Genomic DNA, 21,164 nt, shown 5'->3' with positions numbered 1-21,164 from the left:
CCCATCGTGCCCCACGCGGGGACGGCCCGCATCCCAATATCCCCGCGGGCGTCACCGAGACGCGGCCATGGCGGCGCCGACGATGCCCGCCTGGTTCTGCAGGGCCGCGGGCACGACCGGGGTGTCGATGCCGATGTGGGGCAGGAACTTGTCGGCCTTCTTCGACACGCCGCCGCCGATGACGATGAGCGAGGGGGAGAAGAGCATCTCCACGTGGCGCAGGTACTCCTCCACCCGCTCGGCCCACTTCTCCCAGCTCAGGTCGTGCTCCTCCCTGGCCCGGTCGGAGGCTCGGTGCTCGGCGTCCCTGCCGTGCAGCTCCAGGTGCCCGAGCTCGGTGTTGGGCACCAGCACGCCGCCGGCGAACAGCGCGCTGCCGATGCCGGTGCCGAAGGTGAGCACCAGCACCGTCCCGGTACGGCCGCGCCCCTGGCCGAAGGTCATCTCCGCGATCCCGGCGGCGTCCGCGTCGTTCAGCACCGCCGCGCCGTCGAAGAGCGCGCGGGCGTCCACCCCCACCCAGGAGCGGTCCACGTTCGCGGCGGTGCGGACGACGCCGTCGACCACGACGCCGGGGAACGTGACGCCCACCGGCCCGGTCCACGCGAAGTGCTTGACGATCTCCCTGACGACCGCGGCGACGGCGTCGGGGGTGGCCGGCTGCGGGGTGGGGATGCGCAGCCGGTCCTGGGTGAGCGAACCGGTGGTCACGTCGACGGGCGCGCCCTTGACGCCCGAGCCGCCGATGTCGATGCCGAGCGCGGTCCTGGGGGGCGTGTTCGCGGAAGACGCGTTCACAGGAGATGCGGTCATGGGAGCGGAATGCCCTGGACTGGCGGAAGGTATCCGTCTAGGCGCCGGGCGTTTCCATCAGCTTCCTGGCGGTCTCCCGCATGTTGCGGGCCGTCGTCCGGTACGCCTCCGGATATTTCCGGATTTCGCGGGTGATGCCGCTCGGGCCGTTGAGCTCCGCCTCCCAGGCGTCCGCGGCGGGCCCGCTCCACACGTCCTGCCCGTCCAGCTGGCGTGAGATCCCCTCGACCAGCCCGGCGGCCTTCTCGGCCCATTCGTCGAACTTCGCGGCTTGCGACCGCTTGGCCGCGGCCTCGTCCCGATTGCTCTGGTACTGGATGGGTTCGCTCACGATTTCCGACGATACCGAACCGCCCATACGCCTCTCGCGTATCTCGCGTCACAAGCGCATACCAAGGAGGCACGGATGCAGCACCGCATCATGACGCTCTGCGCTGCGACGATCGCCCTCGGGGCTCTCCTCGCACCCCCCGCCGAGGCGACCACGACGCGGGCCAGGTTCGAGGTGGTCAATCTGGTCTCGGACGTCAAGGGCAAAGCCGCGGTCCACGATCCCAAGGTCGTCAACCCCTGGGGGCTGGCCATGGGCAAGACCCTGTGGGTGGCCAACACGGGCACCGGCACCGCGACGGTCTACTCGGGCCAGGGCAGGAAGGAGGCCACCGAGGTGGCCGTCCCCGGCGGCGCGCCCACCGGCCAGGTCGCCAACACCTCCGGCGAGGGCTTCACCGTCAAGGGCAAGCCCGCCACGTTCATCTTCGCGAGCCCCAGCGGCGCCATCACCGGGTGGAACGCCGAGGCCGACCCCGCCAACGCCGTCATCGGGGCCTTCACCCGCGGCGCCGACTACAAGGGCCTGGCCATGCTGGAGACCGACGAGGGCAGGTTCCTGCTGGCCGCCGACTTCGCAGGCGGCCGCATCCACGCCTTCGACGACGACTTCCGCCGGGTACGGCTGGCCCGCTGGCAGTTCCGCGACCCGTTCCTCCCGGACAACTACCACCCCTTCAACGTCTCGGTGATCAACGACGCGGTCTGGGTCTCCTACGCCCTGCGCGACCCGAACACCGGCAAGGCCGTGCCCGGCCGGGGCAAGGGGTTCGTCAGCCGCTTCACCGAGGAGGGCCGCCTCACCGGCCGCATCGGGCGCGGCCCGCTCAACGCGCCGTGGGCCGTGACGCTCGCGCCTCGTGACTTCGGCGCCTACTCCGGCGCGCTGCTGATCGGCAACTTCGGCGACGGCACCGTCCACGTGTTCAAGCGCGGCCGGCACCTGGGCCCGCTGCGCCAGGCGAACGGCCAGAAGATCGTCCTGCCCGGCCTGTGGGACCTGGAGCCCGGCACCGCCGAGACGGGCGGCACGAACGCCCTGTGGTTCGCCGCCGGCATCGACGGCGCCAAGCACGGCCTGGTCGGCATGATCCGTCCCGCCGGCTCCGGCCCCGCCGTCCAGCCGACTCCCTCCTCCTCGCCGTCCCAGTCCCAGTCCGGCAACCAGCGGCAGTCCCAGGAACCGCCCGGGGGCTACTGACCCGCCCGTCTCCCTGGGACGGCCCGACCGGCCCCTTTCGGTACGGCGGGCGCGGGCCGTACCGGAAGGACACAACAGCACCGCAGCACAGCCGCGGCCGAAATGGCGGCATGAGATTCACCGGCTGGCTGCGCGAGCAGTGCGCGCAGGACTGGGAGGCGGTGGCCGGGCACCCGTTCGCCGGCCATCCTCAAGGGCGAGGCCGGCATGCGGCGCTACCTGATGCAGGACTTCCAGTCCGTCGACTCCTTCACCGCCCTGCCGGGGGCCGCCGTGGCCTGCGCCGGCTCCTGCGCGGCGAGCTGGACCGGGTCGGACCGGCGCACCGTGACGACGTGCTGGCGGTCTTCCGCCGGGCCGTCGCGCTGGAGCGCCGGTTCTTCGACATGGCCATGGAAGCGTAGGAAATCTCCTACGGTTGACAGGTAGGAATTCTCCTACATATTGTCGGCTCTATGACCATCACTCAGGTGAAAGTGCTGACCGTGCCCGTCTCCGACCAGGACGCCGCCAAGGCCTTCTACGCCGGCACCCTCGGCTTCCAGGTGCTGGCCGACAACAGCGACGGCCCGATGCGGTGGCTCCAGGTGGCGCCCGAGGGCGCGGCGACCAGCATCGTCCTGGCCGCCCTCCCCGGCGCGACCCCCGGCGGCATGCGGGGGCTGATGCTGGAGAGCTCCGACCTCGACGCCGACTGCGCGACGCTGCGCGAGGCGGGCGTGGCCGTCGACGGCCCCGACCGGCTGCCCTGGGGACGGCAGGCCACCTTCGCCGACCCCGACGGCAACGAGATCGTCCTGACCGAGAAGTGGTGATGGACGTCTTCGGCGCGCTGGCCAGCCCGGTCCGCCGCGAGCTCGTCCAGCTGCTGCTGGAGCGGCCGCGGTCGGCCGGCGAGCTGGCCGCCAACTTCTCGATGAGCAGGCCCAGCGTCTCCGAGCACCTCAAGGTGCTCAGGGACGCCGGCCTGGTCAGCGAGCGGCGGTACGGCAGGCGGCGGCTCTATCGGCTGGAGGCCGAGCCGTTCCGCGAGCTGTCGCAGTGGCTGGGGCCGTACGAGCGGTTCTGGCGTGACAAGCTCGCCGGGCTGCGGGCCGTCCTGGAGGAGGACGAGTCATGAGTCACGCGATCGAGGTCGACGAGTTCCTGCCGCACCCGCCGGCCAAGGTGTGGCGGGCGCTCACCGATCCGGATCTGCTGGCCCGCTGGCTGATGCCCAACGACTTCAAGCCGGTCGCCGGGCACCGCTTCACCTTCACCGCCGAGCCCATCCCGGCGGTGGGCTTCGACGGCGTCATCCACTGCGAGGTGCTGGAGATCGAGCAGGAGCGGCGGCTGAGCATCCGGTGGGGCGACGACGCGCTCGACACGGTCGTGACGTGGACGCTCGTGCCCGAGGGCCGGGGCACCCGGCTGTTCCTGGTCCACGATGGCTTCGACCTGGACGATCCGGTGCACGCCTTCGCCTTCAGGAACATGGGCCGCGGCTGGCGCTCGCACGTGTTCCGCTCGCTGGAGCGGGCGCTCACCCGAGCCTGAGAGCGGTGGCCAGGTCGGCGACAGAGGTGAAGTGGACGCCGGTCATGCCGAGCGCCCTGGCCGCCTCGACGTTGGCCGGCGAGTCGTCGACGAACAGGCACCGCTCGGGCGCGGCTCCGGCCTCCTTCGCGGCGATCTCGAAGATCCGGCGGTCGGGCTTGGCCACGCCGACCCTGGCGCTGCTGACCACGGCGTCGGCGAAGTAGGCCAGGCCCAGCCGTTCGAGGTCCTCCTCCAGCTTCGTCGTGGCGTTGGTGACCAGCACGATCGGGACGTGCTCCTGCGCCTTGGCCAGCAGGCTCCTGACCTCCTCGTCGATCCAGGAGGGAACCTCGGCGAACTCCGCCGCGATCCGCCGGGCGCGCTCGTCGCCGCCGAGCGCCTCGGCGATCGCCGCGCGCCACTCCTCCTCGGTGATCCGTCCCAGGATCGCCGGGGTCACGACCTCGGGCGCCAGGGCGACTCCCAGCAGGGTTCCGGAGGCCATGCCGTACCGGCGCTCGATGTCGGCCTGGACCGACAGGTCGTGGTGGCGCAGCACGCCGTCGAAGTCGCACAGGATCGCGTCATAGGGGATCACGGCCCCCCATTGTCCAGGATCGCGCCGGACCGGGCCACTACGATATGCCTGGACATGGACGATCACCAGCTGCCACCGGACCTGCGCCGGCTGTTCGCCGACGGCGGCAAGGGGCGGGCACTCGCTGCCGACCTGCCCCCCGGCGAGGTGATGTGCGCCGACGACGGCCGGCCGGCCTTCTGGATGAGCCACACGCCCGCCACCGGCGCGCTGTGGGCGGCGCTGCGGGCCGAGCACCCGCGCTCCGGGCTGTGGCCGCTGCTGCTGGAGGAGTCGGCCCAGCCCTGGTCGGTGGCCCGCGTCGCGCCCGACGACCCGATGCTGATCGACCACTTCACCGCCGAGGGCTTCATGGCCGAGGTCTGGCAGGAGTGGGTGGCGCAGGCGCCGGAGGAGGCGCTGGGCGAGATCGAGCCGTTCGGCGCGCTGTGCCCGGGGCTGGCCGAGGCCGGCGTGCTCGCCGCCGACCCCGACCTGGTCGCCGAGTGGTACGCCAAGGAGCTCGCCCAGCGCGGCATGCCGATCGGCCTGGCCGCCGGGGCGAGGGGCGCGGACGCCCTGGTGACGCTGGGCTGGCAGGGCCCCCTGCACCACAACGAGTGGATCGTCCCGATGGCGGCCGTGGTGCGCAGCTGGGAGGACAGGTTCGGCGCCCGGGTCGTGTGCCTGGGGTTCAACACGCTCGAGATGAGCGTGGCGGCCCCGCCGACCGACCTGGACCACGCCGTCCACGTGGCCGCCGAGCACTGGGCGTTCTGCCCCGACAACATCCTGCAGGGCAGCGGCGACCTGCGCGGGTACGCCGAGGAGATCGTCGGCCGGCACGCCTGGTCGTTCTGGTGGGACTGACCGTCAGGCCGCGCCGGGACGCTCGACGAGATCGGCCAGGCGGTAGGTTCCGGCGTGCTCGCCGTACACGATGAGGTTGTCCTCGTAGGCGTGGCGCACGCGGTCGAACCGGCCGCCGCAGGTGACGAGCCGGATGGCGGGCCTGGGCGAGGCCCGGAAGACCCTGCGCACCGGGAAGTCCTCCTTGCCCGCCTCCTGCGAGCCGGTCACGCGGTAGACGGCGACGCGGTCGTCGGAGCGGACCACCGCGACCGTGTCGCCGGGCCTGACCTGGCGCAGCCGGGCGAAGACGGCGGGGCCGGCGCGGGTGTCCAGGTGGCCCACGAGGACGGCGGCGCCGGGGTCGCCGGGCGCCGGGCCCTGCCGGTCCCAGCCGACCAGGTTCGCCTCGCCGGCCGGTGGGGCGCCCAGGTGGCCGTCCTCGCCGCCGAGGCCGATCACGGGGGCGTCGACGCCCGCCCGCGGCACGAGCACGCGCACGGGGCGGGCCCACTGCGCCCTCGCCTGCGCCGCGGGGCGCGGCCAGGCTCTCGCCTGCACCACGACCGGCAGGGACAGCCGGGCCGCGCCGTCCGCCTTGCAGGCGACCGCCGCGGCGAGCAGCAGCAGGACGCCCGCCAGGCGGCGCGCCTCAGCCACGCATCCTGGCCGCACGGCGGCGGCCCGCCAGCACGGACACGGCGACCACCGCGGCGCCCGCGGCCACCATGACGGCGACCCCCCACGCCAGCCCGGAGTGGTCCTCGGCGCCCATGGCCAGCCCGCCGCTCCCGGTGTCGGGCCCGAAGCCGTCGACGACCACGAACGATCCCTCCAGCACCTCGGCCTCGTCGTCGCAGCCCACCTCGACCCAGGCGCGTCCCGTGCGGGCGTCCCGGTTCACCTCGGCGGCTCCGGACCAGAAGTCGCCCGTCGGCACCAGCTCCACGTCCTCCTCGAAGACGCTCGACACGGCGAAGACCTGGTCGGCGTCCTCGCATCCGTAGACGACGATCCGCACCGAGTCGCCCGGCTCGGCGCGGTAGGGGTTGACCTTCACGCTGTCCGCGGCCGCGGGCGCGGCGGTGACGGCCAGCAGGACGACCGCCACGGCCAGCGCGTGTCGTAGTGTGCCCATGGCCGCGTTCTACCCCGCACCATCGGCCACACCAGCACCGCCAATGGCAAAGCTTTTCGCTGCTTGTGCCGCTTTCGGGGACCGACGGGCGGGCGGTAGGGTCGGCGTTCATGACTGACGACGTCCGTGTGGGCAACGTCTACGTGGGCAACGCCGACGCCGACGCCCCCGGTGACCGCGGGTGGCTGCTGGGGCACTTCAAACCCCCGGACGACGTACGGCACAGCCGCGACGTCGAGGTGAAGTGGGGCCGCCACCCGGCGGGAGAACGGCGGGCGCGATGGGTCACGGGCGAGACGCGCACCGCGATGCTGATGCTGATCAGCGGGCGGTTCCGCGTCGAGCTGCCGGGACGCAGCGTCCTGCTGGCCCGGCAGGGCGACTACGTCGTCTGGGGCGAGGGCGTCGACCACTCCTGGCACTCGGAGGAGGACTCCCTCGTGCTGACCGTCCGCTGGCCCTCGGTGCCCGGCTACGCCGTACGGTGACCCCAGAGCCCGTCAGACGCGCACCTCCTGGCGGAGGAACGCCACGTAGGCGACGCCGAACAGCACCGCCGCCAGCGCCACCAGGCCCGTGATCTGCGGCCAGACCAGCAGCAGGCTCTCGTCCAGCGGCAGGCGGCCGGGCACGGCGCGGAAGGCCTGCTCGGGCAGGATCACCCCGAGCGTGCGCAGTTCCGGCGTGAGGAGCGCGGCCGTGACCTCCTCGTACACGATGGCCGGTGAGGCCCGCCCGAACGCCTGCTCCAACCCCGCGTGCTCGACCGTGCCGGGCTCGGCGAACACCCCGGCGAGGATCTGCGCCAGCAACGCGGCCAGCAGCGAGAACACCAGCCACGTCCCGATCGCGGTCAGCGCCGCGGTCGCCGCGCGCTGCAGCACGATGGACAGCATGAGCGCGAACGCCAGCCAGCAGCCGATGTAGACGATCGAGACGACGAGGTAGACCAGCAGCCGCCCCACGTCCTCGGCGCGCGGCACGATGCCGAGCCGGACGATGCCGATCGCGGCCACCAGCGCCATCAGCGCCGCCAGCAGGACGCCGATGACCGCCAGCCCCGCCACGAACTTGCCGTTGACGACGTCGTCGCGGTGGATGGGCTGGGCCAGCAGCCGCGGCAGGGTGCGCTGGGCGCGTTCGGAGCTGACGGCGTCGAAGCCGAAGGCGATGCCCAGCAGCGGGCCGATGAGCGCGACGAAGTTGACGAAGGCGAACGGGGTGTTCTCGATCGCCACGGTGAACAGCTTGAGGAACAGGGCGGGGTCGTCGCCGGCCTGGGCGGCGACGTCCCTGATGCGGCCGCCGGCCGCGTAGACGGCGGCGATCCCGCTGAGGGACAGCAGCGCGGCGACGACGGCCAGGCGCGCCGAGTGCAGGTGGTCGGCGATCTCCTTGCGCGCGACCACCCACCAGCCCTTACTCGGTCCGTTCATGGTGGAAGTACCTGTGGTAGATCTCGTCCAGGTGGCTGCTGCGCTGCCGCAGGTGCAGCAGCGTGTGGCCGGCGCCGGTGAGGGCGCCGGCGATCCGGGCGCGGGACTGGCCGCCGCAGACGGCCAGCAGGAGGTCGCCCTCCCTGGACACCTCCTGGACGCCGTCCACCTCGGCCAGGCGGCGGGCGGCGGCGTCGGGGTCGCCGGCGACGCCCACCTCGACGACGACGCGGCCCTCGGACAGGCGGTCGGCCAGCTCGGCGACCGAGCCGACGGCCACCAGGCGGCCCTTGACGAAGATGCCGACCCGGTCGCAGACCTCCTGCACCTGGTAGAGGAGGTGGGAGGACAGCAGCACGGTCATCCGGTGCTCCTCGCGCAGGGTGCGGATGAGCGAGAGGACCTGCCGGACGCCCTCGGGGTCGATGGCGATGGTCGGCTCGTCCAGGATCATCACCGAGGGGTTCTTGACCAGCGCGTCGGCGATGCCGAGGCGTTGCAGCATGCCGCGGGAGAAGGTGCCGGCCCTGGCGTCGGCGGCGTGGCCGAGGCCGACCTGCTCCAGCACCTCGGTGATGCGGTCCTCGACGTCGCGCAGGCCGTTCAGCCGGGCCGTGTAGCGGAGGTTCTGCCGCGCGGTGAGGCCGGGGTAGAAGCCGACACTGTCGGGCACGTAGCCGACCTGCCGCTTGACCTTGACGGCCTCGCGGGTGGGGTCGAGGCCGAGCACCCGCACGGTGCCCGAGGTGGGTTCGGCGAGGCCGAGGAGCGTGAGGATGGTGGTGGTCTTCCCCGCCCCGTTGGGCCCGAGCAGGCCGAAGACCTCGCCCCGCCGTACCTCCAGGTCCAGCTCGCGCACGGCGGTGACCGGGCCGTACCGCTTGGTCAGCCGGTGGATGGAGATGACGGGGGCGTCCGTGTCGACCATGTCGGCTCCATGTCAGCGGCGTCCGAAGGTGCGGAAGACGTACCAGAGCCCGCCGGCCACGGCCAGGATGACCAGCAGCCCGAACAGTCCCCACCAGCGTGAGGTCTCGACGGTGAAACGGATGTCGGCCGAGGAGCGCGTGCCGTCCTTGTCGGCGGTGAGGGTGACCATGTAGTCGCCGGTCACGGCGTCGTCGGAGGGGGTGACGAGCGCGGTGACGCGGGCGGTCTGCCGGGGCGCGACGTCGACGGTCTCGGGCTCGAACTTCACCTCCCAGCCGCTGGGCGGCGAGGCCGACAGCGTCACGCCGGTCAGGGGCGCCGAGCCCTTGTTGGTGAGGACGAGGGACACGCGGGTCTGCTGCCCGGTGGAGCCGGAGGCGTTGAGCCGGTCGTCGGGGGTGCCGAGCTCCATCTCGACCGTGCCGGTCACCTCGGCGGTCAGCTCGATGGCCGCCTGGCGTCCGCCGCCGGTGACGCCGAGCTGGATGGGGTAGCCGCCGGCGGTGACGCCGTCCGGCGGGTCGGCGGTGACGGTGAGGGCGGCCGTGCTGCCGCCGTCGACCTTGACGGTGGTGGCGCGGGCCTGGCTGGCCGGGTTGGCCGAGACGTTCCAGCCCGAGGGGCCGCGGACGGCCAGGGCGAAGGTGATGGCCTTGGGGGCGCCGTTGCGGAGCGTGACGTTGTAGCTGAAGGTGTCGCCCGGCTTGCCGGTGAGCTTGCCGAACTCGGCTTCCAGGCGCACGCCGGCCTCCTCGCCGCCGCGCACCGCCATCGTGATCGGCAGCCGGGCGCGCTCGCCGCCGCGTCCGCGGGCGGTGACGGTGACCTCGTGGGTGCCCTTGGCCTCGGCCGGGACGGTGACGTCCAGCGTCACCTCGGCGCTGCCCGCGTGCACGCTGGAGACCACGAAACCGCCGCCGCGCAGGCTGTGCTTCCAGCCCTTGGGCGCGTCCACGTCGAGGTCGGCCCGGCCGGGCGGCGATCCCTTGACCTCGACGTCCAGTGACACCGTCTCGCCCGGCTCCACCTCGATCGAGGGATAGGGCGTGGACAACGTGAGCGTTTGCGCGTGCGCCGCGGGGGCGAGGACGGTCACGCCCAGCAGGGCCGCCAGAGCGCACGGCAGGAGGCGAAGCAGCGACATCGTGACCAGCCGTCCGTTCGGTCGGAGTCTCCCTGTTGATGGGAGAACCAACTCTGTCTCTTTAGTTTGAGAGAACTTATAATCCTGGATGCAGCTTTACGCAAGGTGCATGTGGAGCTTTGAGAGGAGATGATCATGCCCGGACGGTCTCGGCTGCACGTCGCGATGGTGGCGCCCCCGTGGTTCGAGGTGCCGCCACGCGCGTACGGAGGCATCGAGGCTGTGCTCAACGACCTCGTCCGCGCCCTCGTACGGCGAGGCCACCAGGTCACCCTCATCGGCGCCGGCCGTTCGGGCACGCCCGCCGACTTCGTCGCCACCTACGAGGAGCCGCCCTCCTCGCGGCTGGGTGAGCCGATGCCCGAGGTCGTCCACGCCGCGTCCGTGGCGAAGATCCTCAACGAGCTCGACGCCGACGTGGTGCACGACCACTCGCTGGCCGGTCCTCTCCTGGCCGTGAACCGCGCCACGCCGACGGTGGTCACGATGCACGGCCCGGCCGAGGGCGAGCTGGCCGAGTACTACCGCCTGCTGGGCCGTTCGATCAGCCTGGTGTCGATCTCCGACGCCCAGCAGCTGCGCGCCCCCGGCCTCAACTGGGTGGGCACCGTCCACAACGCCGTCGACGTGTCCACCTTCCCCTTCCGCGAGGACAAGGACGACTACACGCTGTTCCTGGGCCGGTTCAGCCCCGACAAGGGCGCCCACCTGGCCATCGACGCCGCCCGCGCGGCGGGCCGGCGGATCGTCCTGGCCGGCAAGATCAACGAGCCGGCCGAGCACGAGTACTTCGACACGTTCATCCGCCCGCGCCTGGGCGCGGACGCCGAGTACGTCGGCGAGGCCGACAGCACGTTCAAGCGCGAGCTGCTGGCCGGCGCGCGCTGCCTGCTCTTCCCGATCCAGTGGGAGGAGCCCTTCGGCATGGTCATGATCGAGGCGATGGCCTGCGGCACGCCGGTGGTCGCGCTGCGCAGGGGCTCGGTGCCCGAGGTGGTCGACGACGGGGTGACGGGCATCGTCTGCACCCGGGCCGAGGAGCTGCCCGCCGCGGTCGAGGCCGCCGGGGCGCTGCGCCCGGCCGCCTGCCGTACCCACGTGGAGCTGCGCTTCGACGCGACGAGCATGGCCGAGGGGTACGAGAAGGTCTACGAGCAGGTGGTCAACGAGAGCCTGGTCGCCTCCCTGGCCGCCTGACGGCCCTGTCCAGCCGGTGGCCCGGGCGCGTCCCGGCCACCGGCTGCCCGCGCGTCCGGTCACGGCGCCTTTCCGGTACGGCATCGCCCCACCTTCACCGTCGCCTCACCTTCACCAAAGGCTGACCGCCGCTTCGTTGAGGGGCCGCCCGCCGCGGGCCTACGCTCCCCTTGAGGGGATTGCGGCCGGAGGAGGCCCGAGTGGACAGGATCGAGCGCGAGATCGCCATCGCGGCCCCGGTGGAGCGGGTCTGGGATCTGATCGCCAGTCCGGCGTCGCTCGCCCGCTGGTTCCCCGGCGCGGCCATGGAGCTCAGGGAGGGCGCGCCCGCCCGGTTCGACCTGGGGGCCGAGGACATCATCAACGGCGTCGTCGAGCGCGTCGATCCGCCGCGCCTGCTGTCGTGGCGGTGGTGCCTGGCGCCCGGGCACTCGGTGCAGGACGACCGCACCACGCTGGTGACGCTCACGCTGACCGGGGAGGGCGGCCGGACGCGGGTGCGGGTGGTCGAGACGGGTTTCGACGTCCCGCCGTGGAGCGCCGAGAACTGGGACCACGCGCTGGCCATGCTGACCGCCCTCGCGAGGGAGATGCAGGAGGCCGGAGAGCGTTAGAGCGCCATCCGGCCGGGTACGACACCCCTGCGCGGCCTTCACTGCGTCCACCTTGGACTGAGGGAATCCCCTCCGCTGGATCCCCGCCACAGGTGGAATCACCTTCGGAAGGCCGCGCCGAATCTTTTCCGCGTCGGTTCTTTTCCGCGTCGGTTTCTGTGCCGGCCTTTCCGGGCCGGTCAGCCGAAGGGCGGCGGGCCTCCCCCGGCGAGCTCGATCGTGACGGGACGCCCGAACGCCACGTGCGCGACCACGACCCGGCCCGCGCGCCCGTCGGGCAGGCGCAGCACGGCGTTCCCGACGTCGTCCGAGGGATCGAGGCCGGCTGGGTCGTCGGTCACGGCCCGGCCGCGCCAGCGGCTCGGCGCCCCCGGCTCCTCCTCCAGGTCGACCTCCACGGCAATCTCCACGCCGGCCCCGGTCACCAGGGTGGCCGGCCCGCTGTAGCGGCTCATCGCGGGCCTCCTCCAGGCGGATACTCCTCCATGGTCGCGCGGCCTTCGCCCCACCGAAAGACGTTGCGCCGGGCCGTCACGAGCGGTGAGGAGCCGGGTCACGCCGGCTCGCGAGCGCCGAGCAGCCGGTCGACGGCCCGGCGGGCGCGGCGCGGCGCCTCCGGGTCGCGGTGCAGGCGCAGGCGCTGGTTGAGCGCCAGCATGACGCCGAGCAGGTCGAAAGCCAGCTGCTCGGGGTCCGCGCCCGCCGGCAGGTCGCCGGAGCGGGCCGCCCGCTCGCCCTGGCTCCGCAGCTCCGCCAGCCAGGCGTCCTGCTGCGCCAGCACGGCCTCGCGCACCGGGCCGTCCCGGTCGTCGAACTCCACCGCGGCCGCCGTGAGCAGGCAGCCGCCGGGGAACGCCGCACGCTCCAGGTAGGAGATCCACGCCTCGCACTGGGCGCGCAGCCGGGGCAGCCCGGGAGCGTTCCCGGACGCGGGCGCGACGACCTCGCGCCGGAACACCTCCGCCGCCGCCTCGACGACCGCCAGCTGGAGCCCTTGCTTGCTGCCGAAGTGGCCGAGCAGCCCCGACTTGCTCAGCCCGAGGTCGTCGGCCAGGCGGCCGATGGTGAGCCCTTCCAGGCCCTCGACGGAGGCGACGGCCATCGCGCGTGCGACGATGGCCGCCCGCGTGTTCCGCGCCTGCGCCGCTGATCGGCGTGGACTCACGTCCCGAGTTTAGCGACCGATCGTTCGGACGCTATAGTCCTCGGCGCAAGGGAGGCGATATGTCCGGATCGCGAGTGGTTTCGGTGGGCCACTACCAGCCCGAGCGAGTGCCCACCAACGCCGACCTGGCCATCCGCGGCGGCGACGCTTCGCCGGGCCACGCCGCACGCATCGAGGGCGGCTGGGAGCCGCGGTTCCGGCAGGAGGGGCGGACCGTCTTCCGCTGGGCCACCGCGAGCCGGACTGGGCGGCCCAAGTGATCACCTGTCCCTGATCGTGGAGGATGTCGAGTTGAGAAGTCTGTTCGTGAGCGCCGGCGTGGTGATGGCCATGGTGACGGCGTCGTCGGGATGCGGGCTGCTGCCGGGGCAGGGCGCGTCGCCGCCCGCCGCCGAGTCGCCGCAGGACGCAGAGCCGAAGAAGGACACCGAACCGAAGAAGGACGCCGAGCAGCAGGACTCCGACGGCAGGGCGGTCACGACGGACCCGGCCACCGTGCTGGCGAAGGCCACCTACGACTCGCCGTTCCAGGAGCAGGGGAAGGTCGACGTCGCCGTGCACAGCCTCACCCGCCGCGGCAAGCTCGTCGACCTGGTCTTCTCCCTCACGCCACGGCTGCCCTCCGGCGTGGAGCCGAAGGAGAGGAAGGTCAGCCCGTACGACATCGTGGGCGACAAGAGCTTCGAGGTGACGCTGATCGACACGGTCAACCTCAAGCGGCACATGGTGGTCAAGGACTCGGCGGGCAAGGAGCTCAAGCCGGACGACGTGTGGACGAACATCCTGGTCGGCCAGCAGCTCGTCATGACCTACACGTTCGCGGCCCCGCCGGAGAACGTGACGTCGATGGACGTGCACGTCTCCGACTGGGCGCCCTTCCGCGATGTCCCGGTGAGCTCGTGATCGGCCACGTCCTGCTCGCGCTGGCGCTGCTGGACCCCGCCCCCGTGCCCGACTCCGCGCTCCAGGAGTCGATCAGGCCGCTGGCGATGGAGGAGTCGGTCCGCGGCCTGGAGCTGCCGGTGCAGTCGCTGCGCTCGCAGGTCTCGCAGAACGGGCGGACCCGGGTGACGATCTCCTCCGACGTGCTGTTCGCCTTCGGCAAGGCCGAGCTGACCGAGGCCGCCAAGCGCGAGATCGCCGCGCTGGCGCCCGCCCTGCGGGGGACGGTCCGGGTCGAGGGGCACACCGACGCGCTCGGCACGCCCGCCTACAACCTGCGCCTGTCGCGCCTGCGCGCGCTGCGGGTCAAGCAGGAGCTGGACCGGCTGACCGGCGGCGGCGTCAGGATCGTCGCCGTGGGGTACGGCGAAGCCCGGCCCATCGCGCCCAACACCCGCGACGGCAAGGACTACCCGGCGGGCAGGGCCAGGAACCGGCGCGTGGTGATCGTCTACCAAGGGTGACGCGCGCCGATGAGTTTCCCGGCCCCGGCGAGTCCGTCCCGGTAGGACGGACATCTCACAGGAGGCCGGCATGTCCGAGGACGACAAGCAGATCCGCACCCTGATCGAGGACTGGGCGGCGGCGGTGCGCCGGGGCGACCTCGAGGGGGTCCTGGCGCACCACGCCGCCGACATCGTCATGTTCGACGTGCCGCCGCCGCATGAGGGCGTGCGGGGCATCGAGGCCTATCGCGCGACGTGGCCGCCGTTCTTCGAGTGGCTGCGGCAGGGGGCGCGGTTCGAGATCGTGTCCCTCGACGTGACCGCCGGGGACACGGTGGCCTACGCCTACGCCCTGCTGCGGTGCGGCACTCCGGAGGAGCTCGCCGAGCGGCCGGACAGCCGCCTGCGGCTGACGCTCGGGCTGCGCAAGGAGCGGGACCGGTGGGTGGTGGCGCACGAGCACCACTCGTTCGCGGCCACCTCCTAGACGCCGGCTCCGAGACGCCGGCTCCGAGACGCCACCGCCTTCCCGGCCGCTTTACGATCAGGGCGTGATCGAGGCGATCCTGCCCCCCTTCGTCGTGTCCGCCGACACCTTCGACGACGTGGATCCCGGCGAGCGGATCCTCTTCCCCGAGGAGGAGGCCGTGATCGGCAAGGCCGTCGACAAGCGGCGCAGGGAGTTCGTCACCGGACGCGCCTGCGCCCGGCGAGCCCTTGAGCTGCTGGGCAGGCCGCCCGCGCCGGTGCTTCCCGGGCCGCGCGGCGAGCCGCGCTGGCCCGCCGGCGTCGTCGGCAGCATCACGCACTGCGCGGGGTACCGCGGCGCGGTGCTGGGCGAGTCCGCGCGGACCGCCGCCGTGGGCATCGACGCCGAGCCCGACGAGCCCCTGCCCAGAGGCGTCCTGGAGGCCGTCTCCCTGCCCGAGGAGCGGGCCCAGATCGCCCGGCTGCTGGCCGAGCGGCCGCAGGTGCGCTGGGACCGGCTGGTGTTCTGCGCCAAGGAGGCCGTCTACAAGGCGTGGTTCCCGCTCACGGGCCGCCGGCTGGGCTTCGAGGACGCGCACGTCACCGTCGACCCGGCGGGGCGGTTCTCCGCCCGCCTGCTGGTCGGCGGGCCGGCGGTGAACGGCCGCGAGCTTCGCGGCTTCTCCGGCCGCTGGCTGGGCGAGCGGGGCCTGCTCCTCACCGCCATCGTGGTCCCGCGCCTCGACTGACGGCCGCGCCGGTCACCGGCGCACGACGTCCCCCACCTCGACCCGTCCGCCCCGCAGTACCTGCGCATACACCCCGGCACACGGTTCGGGGTCGCGGCCGGGCATGGCGGGGACGCGGTTGTGGGCGGCGAGCACCCGCAGGGCGGACGGGTCCCGCGGCAGGCCGCCGTGCGCGAGCGTCGGCACCGCGCAGCGCGGCGTCGAGGCGACCACCCGCAGCGTGAGCCCGTCCCCGACGCGCAGCTCCCGGCCGACCCACTCGTGCTCCACGAAGCCCTCACCGTCCGTGTCGACCACGAGGTTCGGGCGGTACCGCTCGGCCTCGGCGGCCCCGCGCGGGCTCAGGGCGGCCACCCGGCGCAGCGTCGAGGTGGTCACCAGGTGGATCGGCGCGAAGTCGAAGAACGTGCCCGCGGGAGACGCCGAGCCGACCTGGACGACGGCGGCCGGCACGTCGGCGTCCAGGCCCTCGCGCAGCACCCGGTCGGGCTGGGCGCGGTCCAGGGTGGCCCGCGGCGGCGGCGTGCCGGTCAGTGTGACGGCCCGTCCCAGGATGGCCGACAGCGCCTCGTCGACGTCGGCGTCCGTGCTCCACAGCGTCTTGCCGTCCGGCCCGGTGATTCGCGTGGCGTCTTCGGTGAGCGATGCGGCGCAGGTCAGCAGGGCCCGCCACAGCCGCGGATTCTTGGCACTGGCGATCTTGCCCGTCTCCCGGTCCAGGACGGCAAGACGCCGGTCGCCGGCCAGGCCGCGCTCGGTGACCTCGGCGGCGGCCAGCCGTTCGCCGAGCATGGACTTGACCGGGTAGCGGCACAGTGCCGCGACCGTTCCCACCACGTTGTCCATGCGCGCCCGTCCCTGCCTCGAGTCCTGATCCGCTGTAACCGCATTCTTCCGGATTGCGGGGAACGTCTCCGCGGCGTGGCCGCCGCCCATGCCTGAAGCCGCTCCTGACGGGTAGCCCGCAGGGGATCCCGTGGTGGGAGATCCTCGTCAGGAAGGGCCGACGACCATGCCTTCGTCCAACAGGCGATCCCCGGACGGCAGGCTCGCCGATCGCCGGCGGCCTCCGGAAGGTCCCACCGATCTGGCCAAGCCGTCCTGGATCGGGGTGCTCAAACGCACCGTCAAGGAGTTCCAAGACGACAAGCTGACCGACTGGGCCGCCGCGCTCACCTACTACGGCGTGCTGTCCCTGTTCCCCGCCTTACTGGCCGCGATCTCGCTGCTGGGCTTCTTCGGCCCGGTCGCCACCCAGCCGCTGCTGGACAACGTCGGCGCGCTGGCCCCCGGACCGGCCCGCAGCATCCTCAGCCAGGTCCTGCAGGGCTTGCAGGGCCAGCCACGCGCCGCGAGCATCGCCACCGTCATCGGCCTGGCGGTCGCCATCTGGTCGGCCTCCGGCTACGTGGGCGCCTTCATCCGCGCGGGCAACATCGTCTACGAGATGGAGGAAGGCCGGCCCATCTGGAAGACGCTGCCGCTGCGCGTCGCCATCACCACCGTCCTGGTGATCCTGATGGCCGCCGGCACGGTGGCCGTGGTGTTCACCGGGCAGCTGGCCGACCAGGCCGGCCGCGTGCTGGGCATCGGCCAGGTCGCGCTGACCGTCTGGGGCATCGCCAAGTGGCCCGCCCTGGTGGTCATCGTGACGCTCATCCTGGCGCTGCTGTACTGGGCCGCGCCCAACGTCAGGCAGCCGGGCTTCCGCTGGGTCACGCCCGGCAGCATGCTGGCGGTGGCGCTGTGGGTGCTGGCCTCGGCGGCGTTCGGGTTCTACGTGGCCAACTTCGGCTCCTACAGCAAGACCTACGCCGCCATGGCCGGCGTCATCGTGTTCCTGGTCTGGCTGTGGATCACCAACATCGCCGTGCTGCTCGGCGTGGAGTTCGACGCCGAGCTCGCCCGAGGCCGGGCCATCGAGGCCGGTCACCCGCCGGAGCGGGAGCCGTACGTGGAACCGCGCGACACCCGGAAGATGGAGTCGTGATGGCCCGCCGACCCGCCGAGCAGACCCTGGAGGAGTGGCTGCGGGCCCGCAGCGCGCTCGCGCACGCCATCATCGACCAGCTGGAGACCCGAAGCGGCGAAAACCCGCACGACCGTCCCGCCGGCCGCCCGTCAGACGGGCTCGACGGGCGGCGCTCCCAGGGCGCCGCGGGCGTCGGCGACGGTCGGGTAGAAGGCGAAGACCCGGCTTAGGCCGGTGACCTGGAACAGCCGCTCGCACCGGCCGCGCACGCCCGCCATCACCAGGGCGCCTCCGGACTGCTGGACGCCGTTCCACACCTTGATCAGCGCGCTGAGACCGGCGGAGTCGCAGAAGTCCAGGCCGGCCAGATCCAGCACGATCCGGGGAGGGACGGGCTCGCCGGGCACCAGCGCCAGCTCGGCGGCGAACACGTCGATGGTCGTCCAGTCCAGCTCGCCGAACAACGTCACCACCGTCGCGGACGCCTCGGGCCAGGCCTGGACGCAGACCCGGAGGGAGGATGGGGCGGGGCGTGACGGAGGTGTGGGATCCACGCTGGGCCTTCCTGCTGTCGCCTGCCGTGACATCCTCGGGATGTCGGTGCACGGAAGGCGGTTGTCCGTCCCAGCCGTCCCGCGTTGTGATCATCCCGCCCGCGACTTGCCGAGCTTCCGGTTTCCACTGTGCCACAACTTCCCCGGTTTGGAGGAGCGTACGGCCCGCGACGCGCTGCCGGACCGGTGAGCGCTTAGCTCCGCATTACGCGCTCCGGCCTAGGGTGACGCCCGCGGGATGTTTCGGGAGTGTCCATGTCAGAACGAAAGGTGAAGCTCAGGCGTGCCGCTCAGCGGCGCGAGGAAGCCCTGCGGCGCGAGCGGCGCGGGCGCGCGGTCCGGAGAGTCCTGTACGGCACGGCCGCGGCCATGACACTGACGGCCGTCGGGGCCTGGGTGCTGGTGCTCGCCGCCTCCGACGGCGGCACGTCGACGACGACCGCGCCCACCCCCACGGCCACCGCCTCTCCGACGAGGGCGCCCTAGCCGGGTTCCGCTCCGGGGGATCCCCGCACGTCGATCGGCCCGGCGGGTCGCCGATCTCGAGGAGCTCGAAGTCTCGAGGGTGGGCCCGCGCAGGCGCCTGCCCCGGCTCGCTCGCGGACGACACCGGGGCAGGTCGGATGTCACAGGTCGGATGTCACAGCTCGGATCTCACACCGTCAGTGGCGCCCGAAGACCTGGGTCCAGTAGGAGCCTCGCGCGTCGTAGCCCACCCCGATGTGGGTCAGGGCGCAGTTCTTGATGTTGGCCGCGTGGCCGGGACTTTCCAGCCAGGTCTTGACGACCTCGGCGGGACTGCTCTGACCCCTCGCGATGTTCTCGGCCCAGGCGGAGACCGGAGCGTATCCCGCGGCCGCGATCCGCTGGGCCGGGGTGCGGCCGTCGGCCGACGTGTGGCTGAAGTATCCCTTGCCCGCCATGTCGGTGGAGTGCCCCTGCGCGGCGGCCCGCAGCCGCGAGTCCTGGGCCAGCCGTGCGCACCCCGCCGCTTCGCGGGCCTGGTTCGTCAGCTTGATGACCTCGGCGGCGAAGGCGGCCTCGCTCCCCCCGGACGTCTGCGGGGACGCCCGGTAGATCACATGCGACCCATCGCATCCCGTGACGCCTTTGGTCGCCTCGTTGTAGGAGCAGACCTGGACGCGGACCGTGCCCACGTCCTTCGCCCCGATCTGGTAGCTCTTCGTGGCGTGATCGCCGCAGAGGTACTGGCTGCGGTATCCGCGCCTGTTCCCGTTGGCGTCGCTCCACTGGATTTTCACGTATGCGCACTGTCCGCCTTGCTCCGAGGAGCGGGTGTCCATGTCCCGCAGGGTGACCCGGATGGCGGCGTAAGTGCCGCCGCCCTCGTGCGTGATGACGCGGATCATGCCTCTGGCCATGGCCATCTTGTTCGCGGCGTAGTACGGCCCCCAATACCTGACATCGCTCGTCGTCGCCGCGGCCGGTTGGGCGGTCGTGGCGCCGCCCGTCGTGGCGCTGGCGGTCGTGGCGCTGGCGGTCGTGGCGCTGGCGGTCGTGGCGCTGGCGGTCGTGGCGGTCAGTGAAAGGGCCGCCGCTCCCGTGACAGCGGCCGTGAGCAGGCCTGTGGCCGGCTTCTTCATGGTTCTCCCGAGAGATCGTTCTTCCCGAAGCCGCGTGACTCTCCGGCCCCCTACCGGCACGCTGCATGGCTTCGAGCCGGCATTGGATCGGCAGGCGCTTACAGCACTCCTACAAAATGCCAACAAAACACGCAAAACGGCATATATAGCGGGAAATGTCCACCTGTAGGGAGCCCGCGCCAGGGTAGGAGCACTCCATGCAGGCTCCTCCTTCACCTCGGGTCGCCTGGCCGATCATGTGCCACGACTGGTCGGCCATGACCTTCATCCACTGGCGGCTGCCGGTGCCGGACGTCCAGGCGTTCGTGCCCGGCGAGCTGACGGTGGAGACCTTCGACGGCGCGGCCTGGGTCGGCCTGACGCCGTTCCACATGCGCAACGTGCGCGTCCCCGGGCTGCCCGCGCTGCCGTGGGTGTCGTCCTTCCCCGAGACGAACCTGCGCACCTACGCGCGCGATTCGCGGGGACGCAGCGGCATCTGGTTCTTCTCGCTGGACGCCGGTCTGCTGCCCGCCGCGCTGAGCGGCCGGGCCGGGTACTGGCTGCCGTACCACTGGTCCTCGATGTCGGTCCAGGCCGCCGACGGCCGCTTGACCTACCGGTCGCGCCGCCGCTGGCCCGGCAGCCCCGGCGCCCGCTGCGACGCCCGGGTGGAGGTCGGGGAGCCCCTCAAGGGCGAGGAGCAGGATGAGCTGACGCACTTCCTCACCGCGAGGTACCGGCTGTTCTCCCTCGTGGCGGGGCGGCTGGCCGCCGCCGACGTGGAGCATCCGCCCTGGCCGCTGCACCGCGCGCGGCTGCTCGACCTGGACCAGGACCTGACACGGGCGGCCGGCCTGCCCGACCTCGGCGAGCCGGCGAGCGTGCTGGCCTCCCCCGGCGTAGGGGTCCGGGTGGGCGTGTGGACCTGGCTGCGGGGGTGACCTCGCTCGCTAGGGGACCGGGACCTCCCGGTCGGCGGCGCCCGCCGGCTCCGGAGCGGGCCCCTCGCGCTGGAGCGGCGCGTGCACGGGCAGCAGCCTGTCCTCCAGGACCTGCATGAGCATCAGCCAGAGGAAGACCACCACAGGGGTGGCCAGTGCCACGACCAGCATGGATCTTCTCCTCCGTGGCGGTGAGGACAGCCCTCGGGCATCCACGGGATGAGATGATCAGTGGCCGTCCTCGTTGGGTGGACTCCCTGGCCTCTACCGCCTGCCATCCGGGCTAAACCGGATGACGAGGGACGGAGTTCCACACCCGGGAAGCCAACGATCGACCCCCTATGGGTTGCTTTGAGAATAAGATACTGTTAAGAACCTTTGAGGTAGAATTATCCGGTTTGGAAGGACCCCGGATCGTGGTTGTCTCCATCCTGCTGCTCGACATCTTGATCGCTCTCATCGGCATATGGGCGATCATGAGGCTCACCCGCTCACGCCGGTCCACGCTGGACGGCGACCGGTGACCGCCACGCGCATCGGTGACGCCGTCAGCATTCGATGACGTTGACCGCCAGCCCGCCGCGGGAGGTC

Annotated in this window: 31 protein-coding genes; 17 read left to right on the top strand and 14 right to left on the bottom strand. The window is 72.3% G+C overall.

Going from position 1 to position 21,164, the window contains the following annotated elements:
• Positions 1 to 51 precede the first annotated feature (51 nt).
• Both ppgK and BSB02_RS06045 read right to left on the bottom strand, forming a co-directional pair.
• Positions 52 to 798 carry a polyphosphate--glucose phosphotransferase gene (ppgK, locus tag BSB02_RS06050; RefSeq protein ID WP_240506218.1) on the bottom strand — a complete coding sequence of 249 codons (747 nt, stop codon included), beginning with the start codon at positions 796 to 798 and terminating at the stop codon, positions 52 to 54.
• A 52-nt stretch (positions 799 to 850) separates the two neighbouring features.
• A complete protein-coding gene (locus tag BSB02_RS06045; protein WP_084957687.1) occupies positions 851 to 1,144 on the bottom strand; it encodes a hypothetical protein in 294 nt (97 codons plus the stop codon).
• A gap of 75 nt (positions 1,145 to 1,219) precedes the next feature.
• On the opposite strand from BSB02_RS06045, the gene BSB02_RS06040 reads away from it, so the two are divergent.
• From BSB02_RS06040 to BSB02_RS06025, 5 genes are all read left to right on the top strand, one after another.
• Complete coding sequence (locus BSB02_RS06040; RefSeq protein ID WP_084957686.1) at positions 1,220 to 2,344, top strand: TIGR03118 family protein; 1,125 nt, start codon at positions 1,220 to 1,222, stop codon at positions 2,342 to 2,344.
• A 110-nt stretch (positions 2,345 to 2,454) separates the two neighbouring features.
• Positions 2,455 to 2,748, top strand: a complete 294-nt coding sequence (locus BSB02_RS41275) for a hypothetical protein (protein ID WP_206184535.1) — start codon at positions 2,455 to 2,457, stop codon at positions 2,746 to 2,748.
• Positions 2,749 to 2,799: 51 nt separating this feature from the next.
• Positions 2,800 to 3,159, top strand: a complete 360-nt coding sequence (locus tag BSB02_RS06035) for a VOC family protein (RefSeq protein WP_084957685.1) — start codon at positions 2,800 to 2,802, stop codon at positions 3,157 to 3,159.
• Entirely contained in the window at positions 3,159 to 3,464 is a 306-nt protein-coding gene (locus tag BSB02_RS06030) for a metalloregulator ArsR/SmtB family transcription factor (protein WP_084957900.1), read from the top strand. Before BSB02_RS06035 ends, BSB02_RS06030 begins: the two co-directional genes overlap by 1 nt.
• Positions 3,461 to 3,883: an SRPBCC family protein gene (locus tag BSB02_RS06025; protein ID WP_084957684.1), complete on the top strand. Its 423-nt coding sequence runs from the start codon at positions 3,461 to 3,463 to the stop codon at positions 3,881 to 3,883. Before BSB02_RS06030 ends, BSB02_RS06025 begins: the two co-directional genes overlap by 4 nt.
• On the opposite strand, the gene BSB02_RS06020 is transcribed toward BSB02_RS06025, so the two are convergent.
• On the bottom strand, positions 3,870 to 4,463 hold the full coding sequence (locus tag BSB02_RS06020; protein WP_240506217.1) for an HAD family hydrolase: 594 nt from the start codon (positions 4,461 to 4,463) through the stop codon (positions 3,870 to 3,872). The genes BSB02_RS06025 and BSB02_RS06020 overlap by 14 nt on opposite strands.
• A 54-nt stretch (positions 4,464 to 4,517) precedes the next feature.
• On the opposite strand from BSB02_RS06020, the gene BSB02_RS06015 reads away from it, so the two are divergent.
• Positions 4,518 to 5,312 (top strand): DUF4253 domain-containing protein, encoded by a 795-nt coding sequence (locus BSB02_RS06015; RefSeq protein WP_084957683.1) that lies wholly within the window; start codon positions 4,518 to 4,520, stop codon positions 5,310 to 5,312.
• Between the two features lie 3 nt (positions 5,313 to 5,315).
• Here BSB02_RS06015 and BSB02_RS06010 read toward each other — a convergent pair whose 3' ends face one another.
• Positions 5,316 to 5,951, bottom strand: a complete 636-nt coding sequence (locus tag BSB02_RS06010) for a class F sortase (RefSeq protein WP_158088566.1) — start codon at positions 5,949 to 5,951, stop codon at positions 5,316 to 5,318.
• On the bottom strand, positions 5,944 to 6,429 hold the full coding sequence (locus BSB02_RS06005) for a hypothetical protein (protein WP_143590298.1): 486 nt from the start codon (positions 6,427 to 6,429) through the stop codon (positions 5,944 to 5,946). Before BSB02_RS06005 ends, BSB02_RS06010 begins: the two co-directional genes overlap by 8 nt.
• A gap of 110 nt (positions 6,430 to 6,539) precedes the next feature.
• On the opposite strand from BSB02_RS06005, the gene BSB02_RS06000 reads away from it, so the two are divergent.
• Positions 6,540 to 6,917, top strand: a complete 378-nt coding sequence (locus BSB02_RS06000) for a signal peptidase I (RefSeq protein WP_084957680.1) — start codon at positions 6,540 to 6,542, stop codon at positions 6,915 to 6,917.
• Positions 6,918 to 6,929: 12 nt separating this feature from the next.
• Here the strand turns inward: BSB02_RS06000 and BSB02_RS05995 are convergent, their stop codons facing one another.
• Genes BSB02_RS05995 through BSB02_RS05985 form a run of 3 tightly spaced genes read right to left on the bottom strand, consistent with a single transcriptional unit; the run spans position 6,930 to position 9,939 of the window.
• Positions 6,930 to 7,865, bottom strand: a complete 936-nt coding sequence (locus BSB02_RS05995) for an ABC transporter permease (RefSeq protein WP_084957679.1) — start codon at positions 7,863 to 7,865, stop codon at positions 6,930 to 6,932.
• On the bottom strand, positions 7,849 to 8,793 hold the full coding sequence (locus tag BSB02_RS05990; RefSeq protein ID WP_084957678.1) for an ABC transporter ATP-binding protein: 945 nt from the start codon (positions 8,791 to 8,793) through the stop codon (positions 7,849 to 7,851). The genes BSB02_RS05995 and BSB02_RS05990 overlap by 17 nt, the downstream gene beginning before the upstream one ends.
• Positions 8,794 to 8,805: 12 nt before the next feature.
• Positions 8,806 to 9,939, bottom strand: coding sequence for a COG1470 family protein (locus tag BSB02_RS05985; RefSeq protein WP_084957676.1), 1,134 nt, complete (start codon positions 9,937 to 9,939; stop codon positions 8,806 to 8,808).
• A gap of 135 nt (positions 9,940 to 10,074) precedes the next feature.
• Here BSB02_RS05985 and BSB02_RS05980 point away from each other — a divergent pair, with 135 nt between their 5' ends.
• Positions 10,075 to 11,136: a glycosyltransferase family 4 protein gene (locus tag BSB02_RS05980; RefSeq protein WP_169729359.1), complete on the top strand. Its 1,062-nt coding sequence runs from the start codon at positions 10,075 to 10,077 to the stop codon at positions 11,134 to 11,136.
• Between the two features lie 200 nt (positions 11,137 to 11,336).
• Positions 11,337 to 11,750, top strand: a complete 414-nt coding sequence (locus BSB02_RS05975; protein WP_158088565.1) for an SRPBCC domain-containing protein — start codon at positions 11,337 to 11,339, stop codon at positions 11,748 to 11,750.
• A gap of 179 nt (positions 11,751 to 11,929) precedes the next feature.
• On the opposite strand, the gene BSB02_RS05970 is transcribed toward BSB02_RS05975, so the two are convergent.
• Both BSB02_RS05970 and BSB02_RS05965 read right to left on the bottom strand, forming a co-directional pair.
• Positions 11,930 to 12,205 carry a fimbria/pilus outer membrane usher protein gene (locus BSB02_RS05970; protein WP_084957670.1) on the bottom strand — a complete coding sequence of 92 codons (276 nt, stop codon included), beginning with the start codon at positions 12,203 to 12,205 and terminating at the stop codon, positions 11,930 to 11,932.
• A 98-nt stretch (positions 12,206 to 12,303) separates the two neighbouring features.
• Positions 12,304 to 12,915 carry a TetR/AcrR family transcriptional regulator gene (locus tag BSB02_RS05965; RefSeq protein ID WP_206184534.1) on the bottom strand — a complete coding sequence of 204 codons (612 nt, stop codon included), beginning with the start codon at positions 12,913 to 12,915 and terminating at the stop codon, positions 12,304 to 12,306.
• Between the two features lie 59 nt (positions 12,916 to 12,974).
• Between BSB02_RS05965 and BSB02_RS39375 the strand changes: the two genes are divergently transcribed.
• The 5 genes from BSB02_RS39375 to BSB02_RS05945 all read left to right on the top strand — a co-directional run bounded on the left by BSB02_RS39375 (position 12,975) and on the right by BSB02_RS05945 (position 15,520).
• A complete protein-coding gene (locus tag BSB02_RS39375) occupies positions 12,975 to 13,175 on the top strand; it encodes a hypothetical protein (protein ID WP_143590296.1) in 201 nt (66 codons plus the stop codon).
• Positions 13,176 to 13,206: 31 nt separating this feature from the next.
• Positions 13,207 to 13,818, top strand: coding sequence for a hypothetical protein (locus BSB02_RS42005; protein WP_143590294.1), 612 nt, complete (start codon positions 13,207 to 13,209; stop codon positions 13,816 to 13,818).
• Entirely contained in the window at positions 13,815 to 14,321 is a 507-nt protein-coding gene (locus BSB02_RS42000) for an OmpA family protein (RefSeq protein ID WP_084957664.1), read from the top strand. Before BSB02_RS42005 ends, BSB02_RS42000 begins: the two co-directional genes overlap by 4 nt.
• 70 nt (positions 14,322 to 14,391) lie before the next feature.
• Positions 14,392 to 14,790 (top strand): YybH family protein, encoded by a 399-nt coding sequence (locus tag BSB02_RS05950; RefSeq protein ID WP_084957662.1) that lies wholly within the window; start codon positions 14,392 to 14,394, stop codon positions 14,788 to 14,790.
• 64 nt (positions 14,791 to 14,854) lie between these two features.
• Positions 14,855 to 15,520: a 4'-phosphopantetheinyl transferase family protein gene (locus tag BSB02_RS05945; RefSeq protein WP_084957660.1), complete on the top strand. Its 666-nt coding sequence runs from the start codon at positions 14,855 to 14,857 to the stop codon at positions 15,518 to 15,520.
• Between the two features lie 12 nt (positions 15,521 to 15,532).
• Here BSB02_RS05945 and BSB02_RS05940 read toward each other — a convergent pair whose 3' ends face one another.
• Positions 15,533 to 16,366, bottom strand: coding sequence for an MOSC domain-containing protein (locus BSB02_RS05940; protein ID WP_084957658.1), 834 nt, complete (start codon positions 16,364 to 16,366; stop codon positions 15,533 to 15,535).
• Between the two features lie 166 nt (positions 16,367 to 16,532).
• Between BSB02_RS05940 and BSB02_RS05935 the strand changes: the two genes are divergently transcribed.
• Complete coding sequence (locus BSB02_RS05935; RefSeq protein WP_084957656.1) at positions 16,533 to 17,510, top strand: YihY/virulence factor BrkB family protein; 978 nt, start codon at positions 16,533 to 16,535, stop codon at positions 17,508 to 17,510.
• A 131-nt stretch (positions 17,511 to 17,641) separates the two neighbouring features.
• On the opposite strand, the gene BSB02_RS05930 is transcribed toward BSB02_RS05935, so the two are convergent.
• Positions 17,642 to 18,046 (bottom strand): STAS domain-containing protein, encoded by a 405-nt coding sequence (locus tag BSB02_RS05930; RefSeq protein WP_158088564.1) that lies wholly within the window; start codon positions 18,044 to 18,046, stop codon positions 17,642 to 17,644.
• Between the two features lie 255 nt (positions 18,047 to 18,301).
• On the opposite strand from BSB02_RS05930, the gene BSB02_RS05925 reads away from it, so the two are divergent.
• A complete protein-coding gene (locus BSB02_RS05925) occupies positions 18,302 to 18,532 on the top strand; it encodes a hypothetical protein (protein ID WP_143590292.1) in 231 nt (76 codons plus the stop codon).
• 176 nt (positions 18,533 to 18,708) lie between these two features.
• On the opposite strand, the gene BSB02_RS05920 is transcribed toward BSB02_RS05925, so the two are convergent.
• Positions 18,709 to 19,650, bottom strand: coding sequence for a CAP domain-containing protein (locus BSB02_RS05920; RefSeq protein ID WP_084957650.1), 942 nt, complete (start codon positions 19,648 to 19,650; stop codon positions 18,709 to 18,711).
• Between the two features lie 197 nt (positions 19,651 to 19,847).
• On the opposite strand from BSB02_RS05920, the gene BSB02_RS05915 reads away from it, so the two are divergent.
• The gene (locus BSB02_RS05915; protein ID WP_084957648.1) at positions 19,848 to 20,573 is read left to right on the top strand and encodes a YqjF family protein; all 726 of its coding nucleotides are present in this window, start codon (positions 19,848 to 19,850) and stop codon (positions 20,571 to 20,573) included.
• A 9-nt stretch (positions 20,574 to 20,582) separates the two neighbouring features.
• Here the strand turns inward: BSB02_RS05915 and BSB02_RS40475 are convergent, their stop codons facing one another.
• A complete protein-coding gene (locus tag BSB02_RS40475) occupies positions 20,583 to 20,744 on the bottom strand; it encodes a hypothetical protein (RefSeq protein WP_158088562.1) in 162 nt (53 codons plus the stop codon).
• Between the last annotated feature and the right edge of the window lie 420 nt (positions 20,745 to 21,164).

The sequence above is a fragment of the Thermoactinospora rubra genome (genome assembly GCF_002093975.1).
GTDB classification, from domain to species: domain Bacteria; phylum Actinomycetota; class Actinomycetes; order Streptosporangiales; family Streptosporangiaceae; genus Nonomuraea; species Nonomuraea rubra_A.
Note: the sequence above shows the minus strand (reverse complement) of the source record. Positions and strands in the feature narration are given on the sequence as shown.

Excerpts from the sequence above, each read along its gene's own strand:
- BSB02_RS05980 (WP_169729359.1), top strand. The coding sequence starts at position 10,075 with ATGCCCGGACGGTCTCGGCTGCACGTCGCGATGGTGGCGCCCCCGTGG.
- BSB02_RS05990 (WP_084957678.1), bottom strand. The coding sequence starts at position 8,793 with ATGGTCGACACGGACGCCCCCGTCATCTCCATCCACCGGCTGACCAAG.
- BSB02_RS05985 (WP_084957676.1), bottom strand. The coding sequence starts at position 9,939 with ATGTCGCTGCTTCGCCTCCTGCCGTGCGCTCTGGCGGCCCTGCTGGGC.
- BSB02_RS05935 (WP_084957656.1), top strand. The coding sequence starts at position 16,533 with ATGCCTTCGTCCAACAGGCGATCCCCGGACGGCAGGCTCGCCGATCGC.
- BSB02_RS06030 (WP_084957900.1), top strand. The coding sequence starts at position 3,159 with ATGGACGTCTTCGGCGCGCTGGCCAGCCCGGTCCGCCGCGAGCTCGTC.
- BSB02_RS05915 (WP_084957648.1), top strand. The coding sequence starts at position 19,848 with ATGCAGGCTCCTCCTTCACCTCGGGTCGCCTGGCCGATCATGTGCCAC.
- BSB02_RS05920 (WP_084957650.1), bottom strand. The coding sequence starts at position 19,650 with ATGAAGAAGCCGGCCACAGGCCTGCTCACGGCCGCTGTCACGGGAGCG.
- BSB02_RS05925 (WP_143590292.1), top strand. The coding sequence starts at position 18,302 with ATGTCAGAACGAAAGGTGAAGCTCAGGCGTGCCGCTCAGCGGCGCGAG.
- BSB02_RS06000 (WP_084957680.1), top strand. The coding sequence starts at position 6,540 with ATGACTGACGACGTCCGTGTGGGCAACGTCTACGTGGGCAACGCCGAC.
- BSB02_RS05950 (WP_084957662.1), top strand. The coding sequence starts at position 14,392 with ATGTCCGAGGACGACAAGCAGATCCGCACCCTGATCGAGGACTGGGCG.
- BSB02_RS06005 (WP_143590298.1), bottom strand. The coding sequence starts at position 6,429 with ATGGGCACACTACGACACGCGCTGGCCGTGGCGGTCGTCCTGCTGGCC.
- BSB02_RS05995 (WP_084957679.1), bottom strand. The coding sequence starts at position 7,865 with ATGAACGGACCGAGTAAGGGCTGGTGGGTGGTCGCGCGCAAGGAGATC.
- BSB02_RS06040 (WP_084957686.1), top strand. The coding sequence starts at position 1,220 with ATGCAGCACCGCATCATGACGCTCTGCGCTGCGACGATCGCCCTCGGG.
- BSB02_RS41275 (WP_206184535.1), top strand. The coding sequence starts at position 2,455 with ATGAGATTCACCGGCTGGCTGCGCGAGCAGTGCGCGCAGGACTGGGAG.
- BSB02_RS06025 (WP_084957684.1), top strand. The coding sequence starts at position 3,461 with ATGAGTCACGCGATCGAGGTCGACGAGTTCCTGCCGCACCCGCCGGCC.
- BSB02_RS06015 (WP_084957683.1), top strand. The coding sequence starts at position 4,518 with ATGGACGATCACCAGCTGCCACCGGACCTGCGCCGGCTGTTCGCCGAC.
- BSB02_RS05940 (WP_084957658.1), bottom strand. The coding sequence starts at position 16,366 with ATGGACAACGTGGTGGGAACGGTCGCGGCACTGTGCCGCTACCCGGTC.
- BSB02_RS39375 (WP_143590296.1), top strand. The coding sequence starts at position 12,975 with ATGTCCGGATCGCGAGTGGTTTCGGTGGGCCACTACCAGCCCGAGCGA.
- BSB02_RS05970 (WP_084957670.1), bottom strand. The coding sequence starts at position 12,205 with ATGAGCCGCTACAGCGGGCCGGCCACCCTGGTGACCGGGGCCGGCGTG.
- BSB02_RS40475 (WP_158088562.1), bottom strand. The coding sequence starts at position 20,744 with ATGCTGGTCGTGGCACTGGCCACCCCTGTGGTGGTCTTCCTCTGGCTG.
- BSB02_RS06035 (WP_084957685.1), top strand. The coding sequence starts at position 2,800 with ATGACCATCACTCAGGTGAAAGTGCTGACCGTGCCCGTCTCCGACCAG.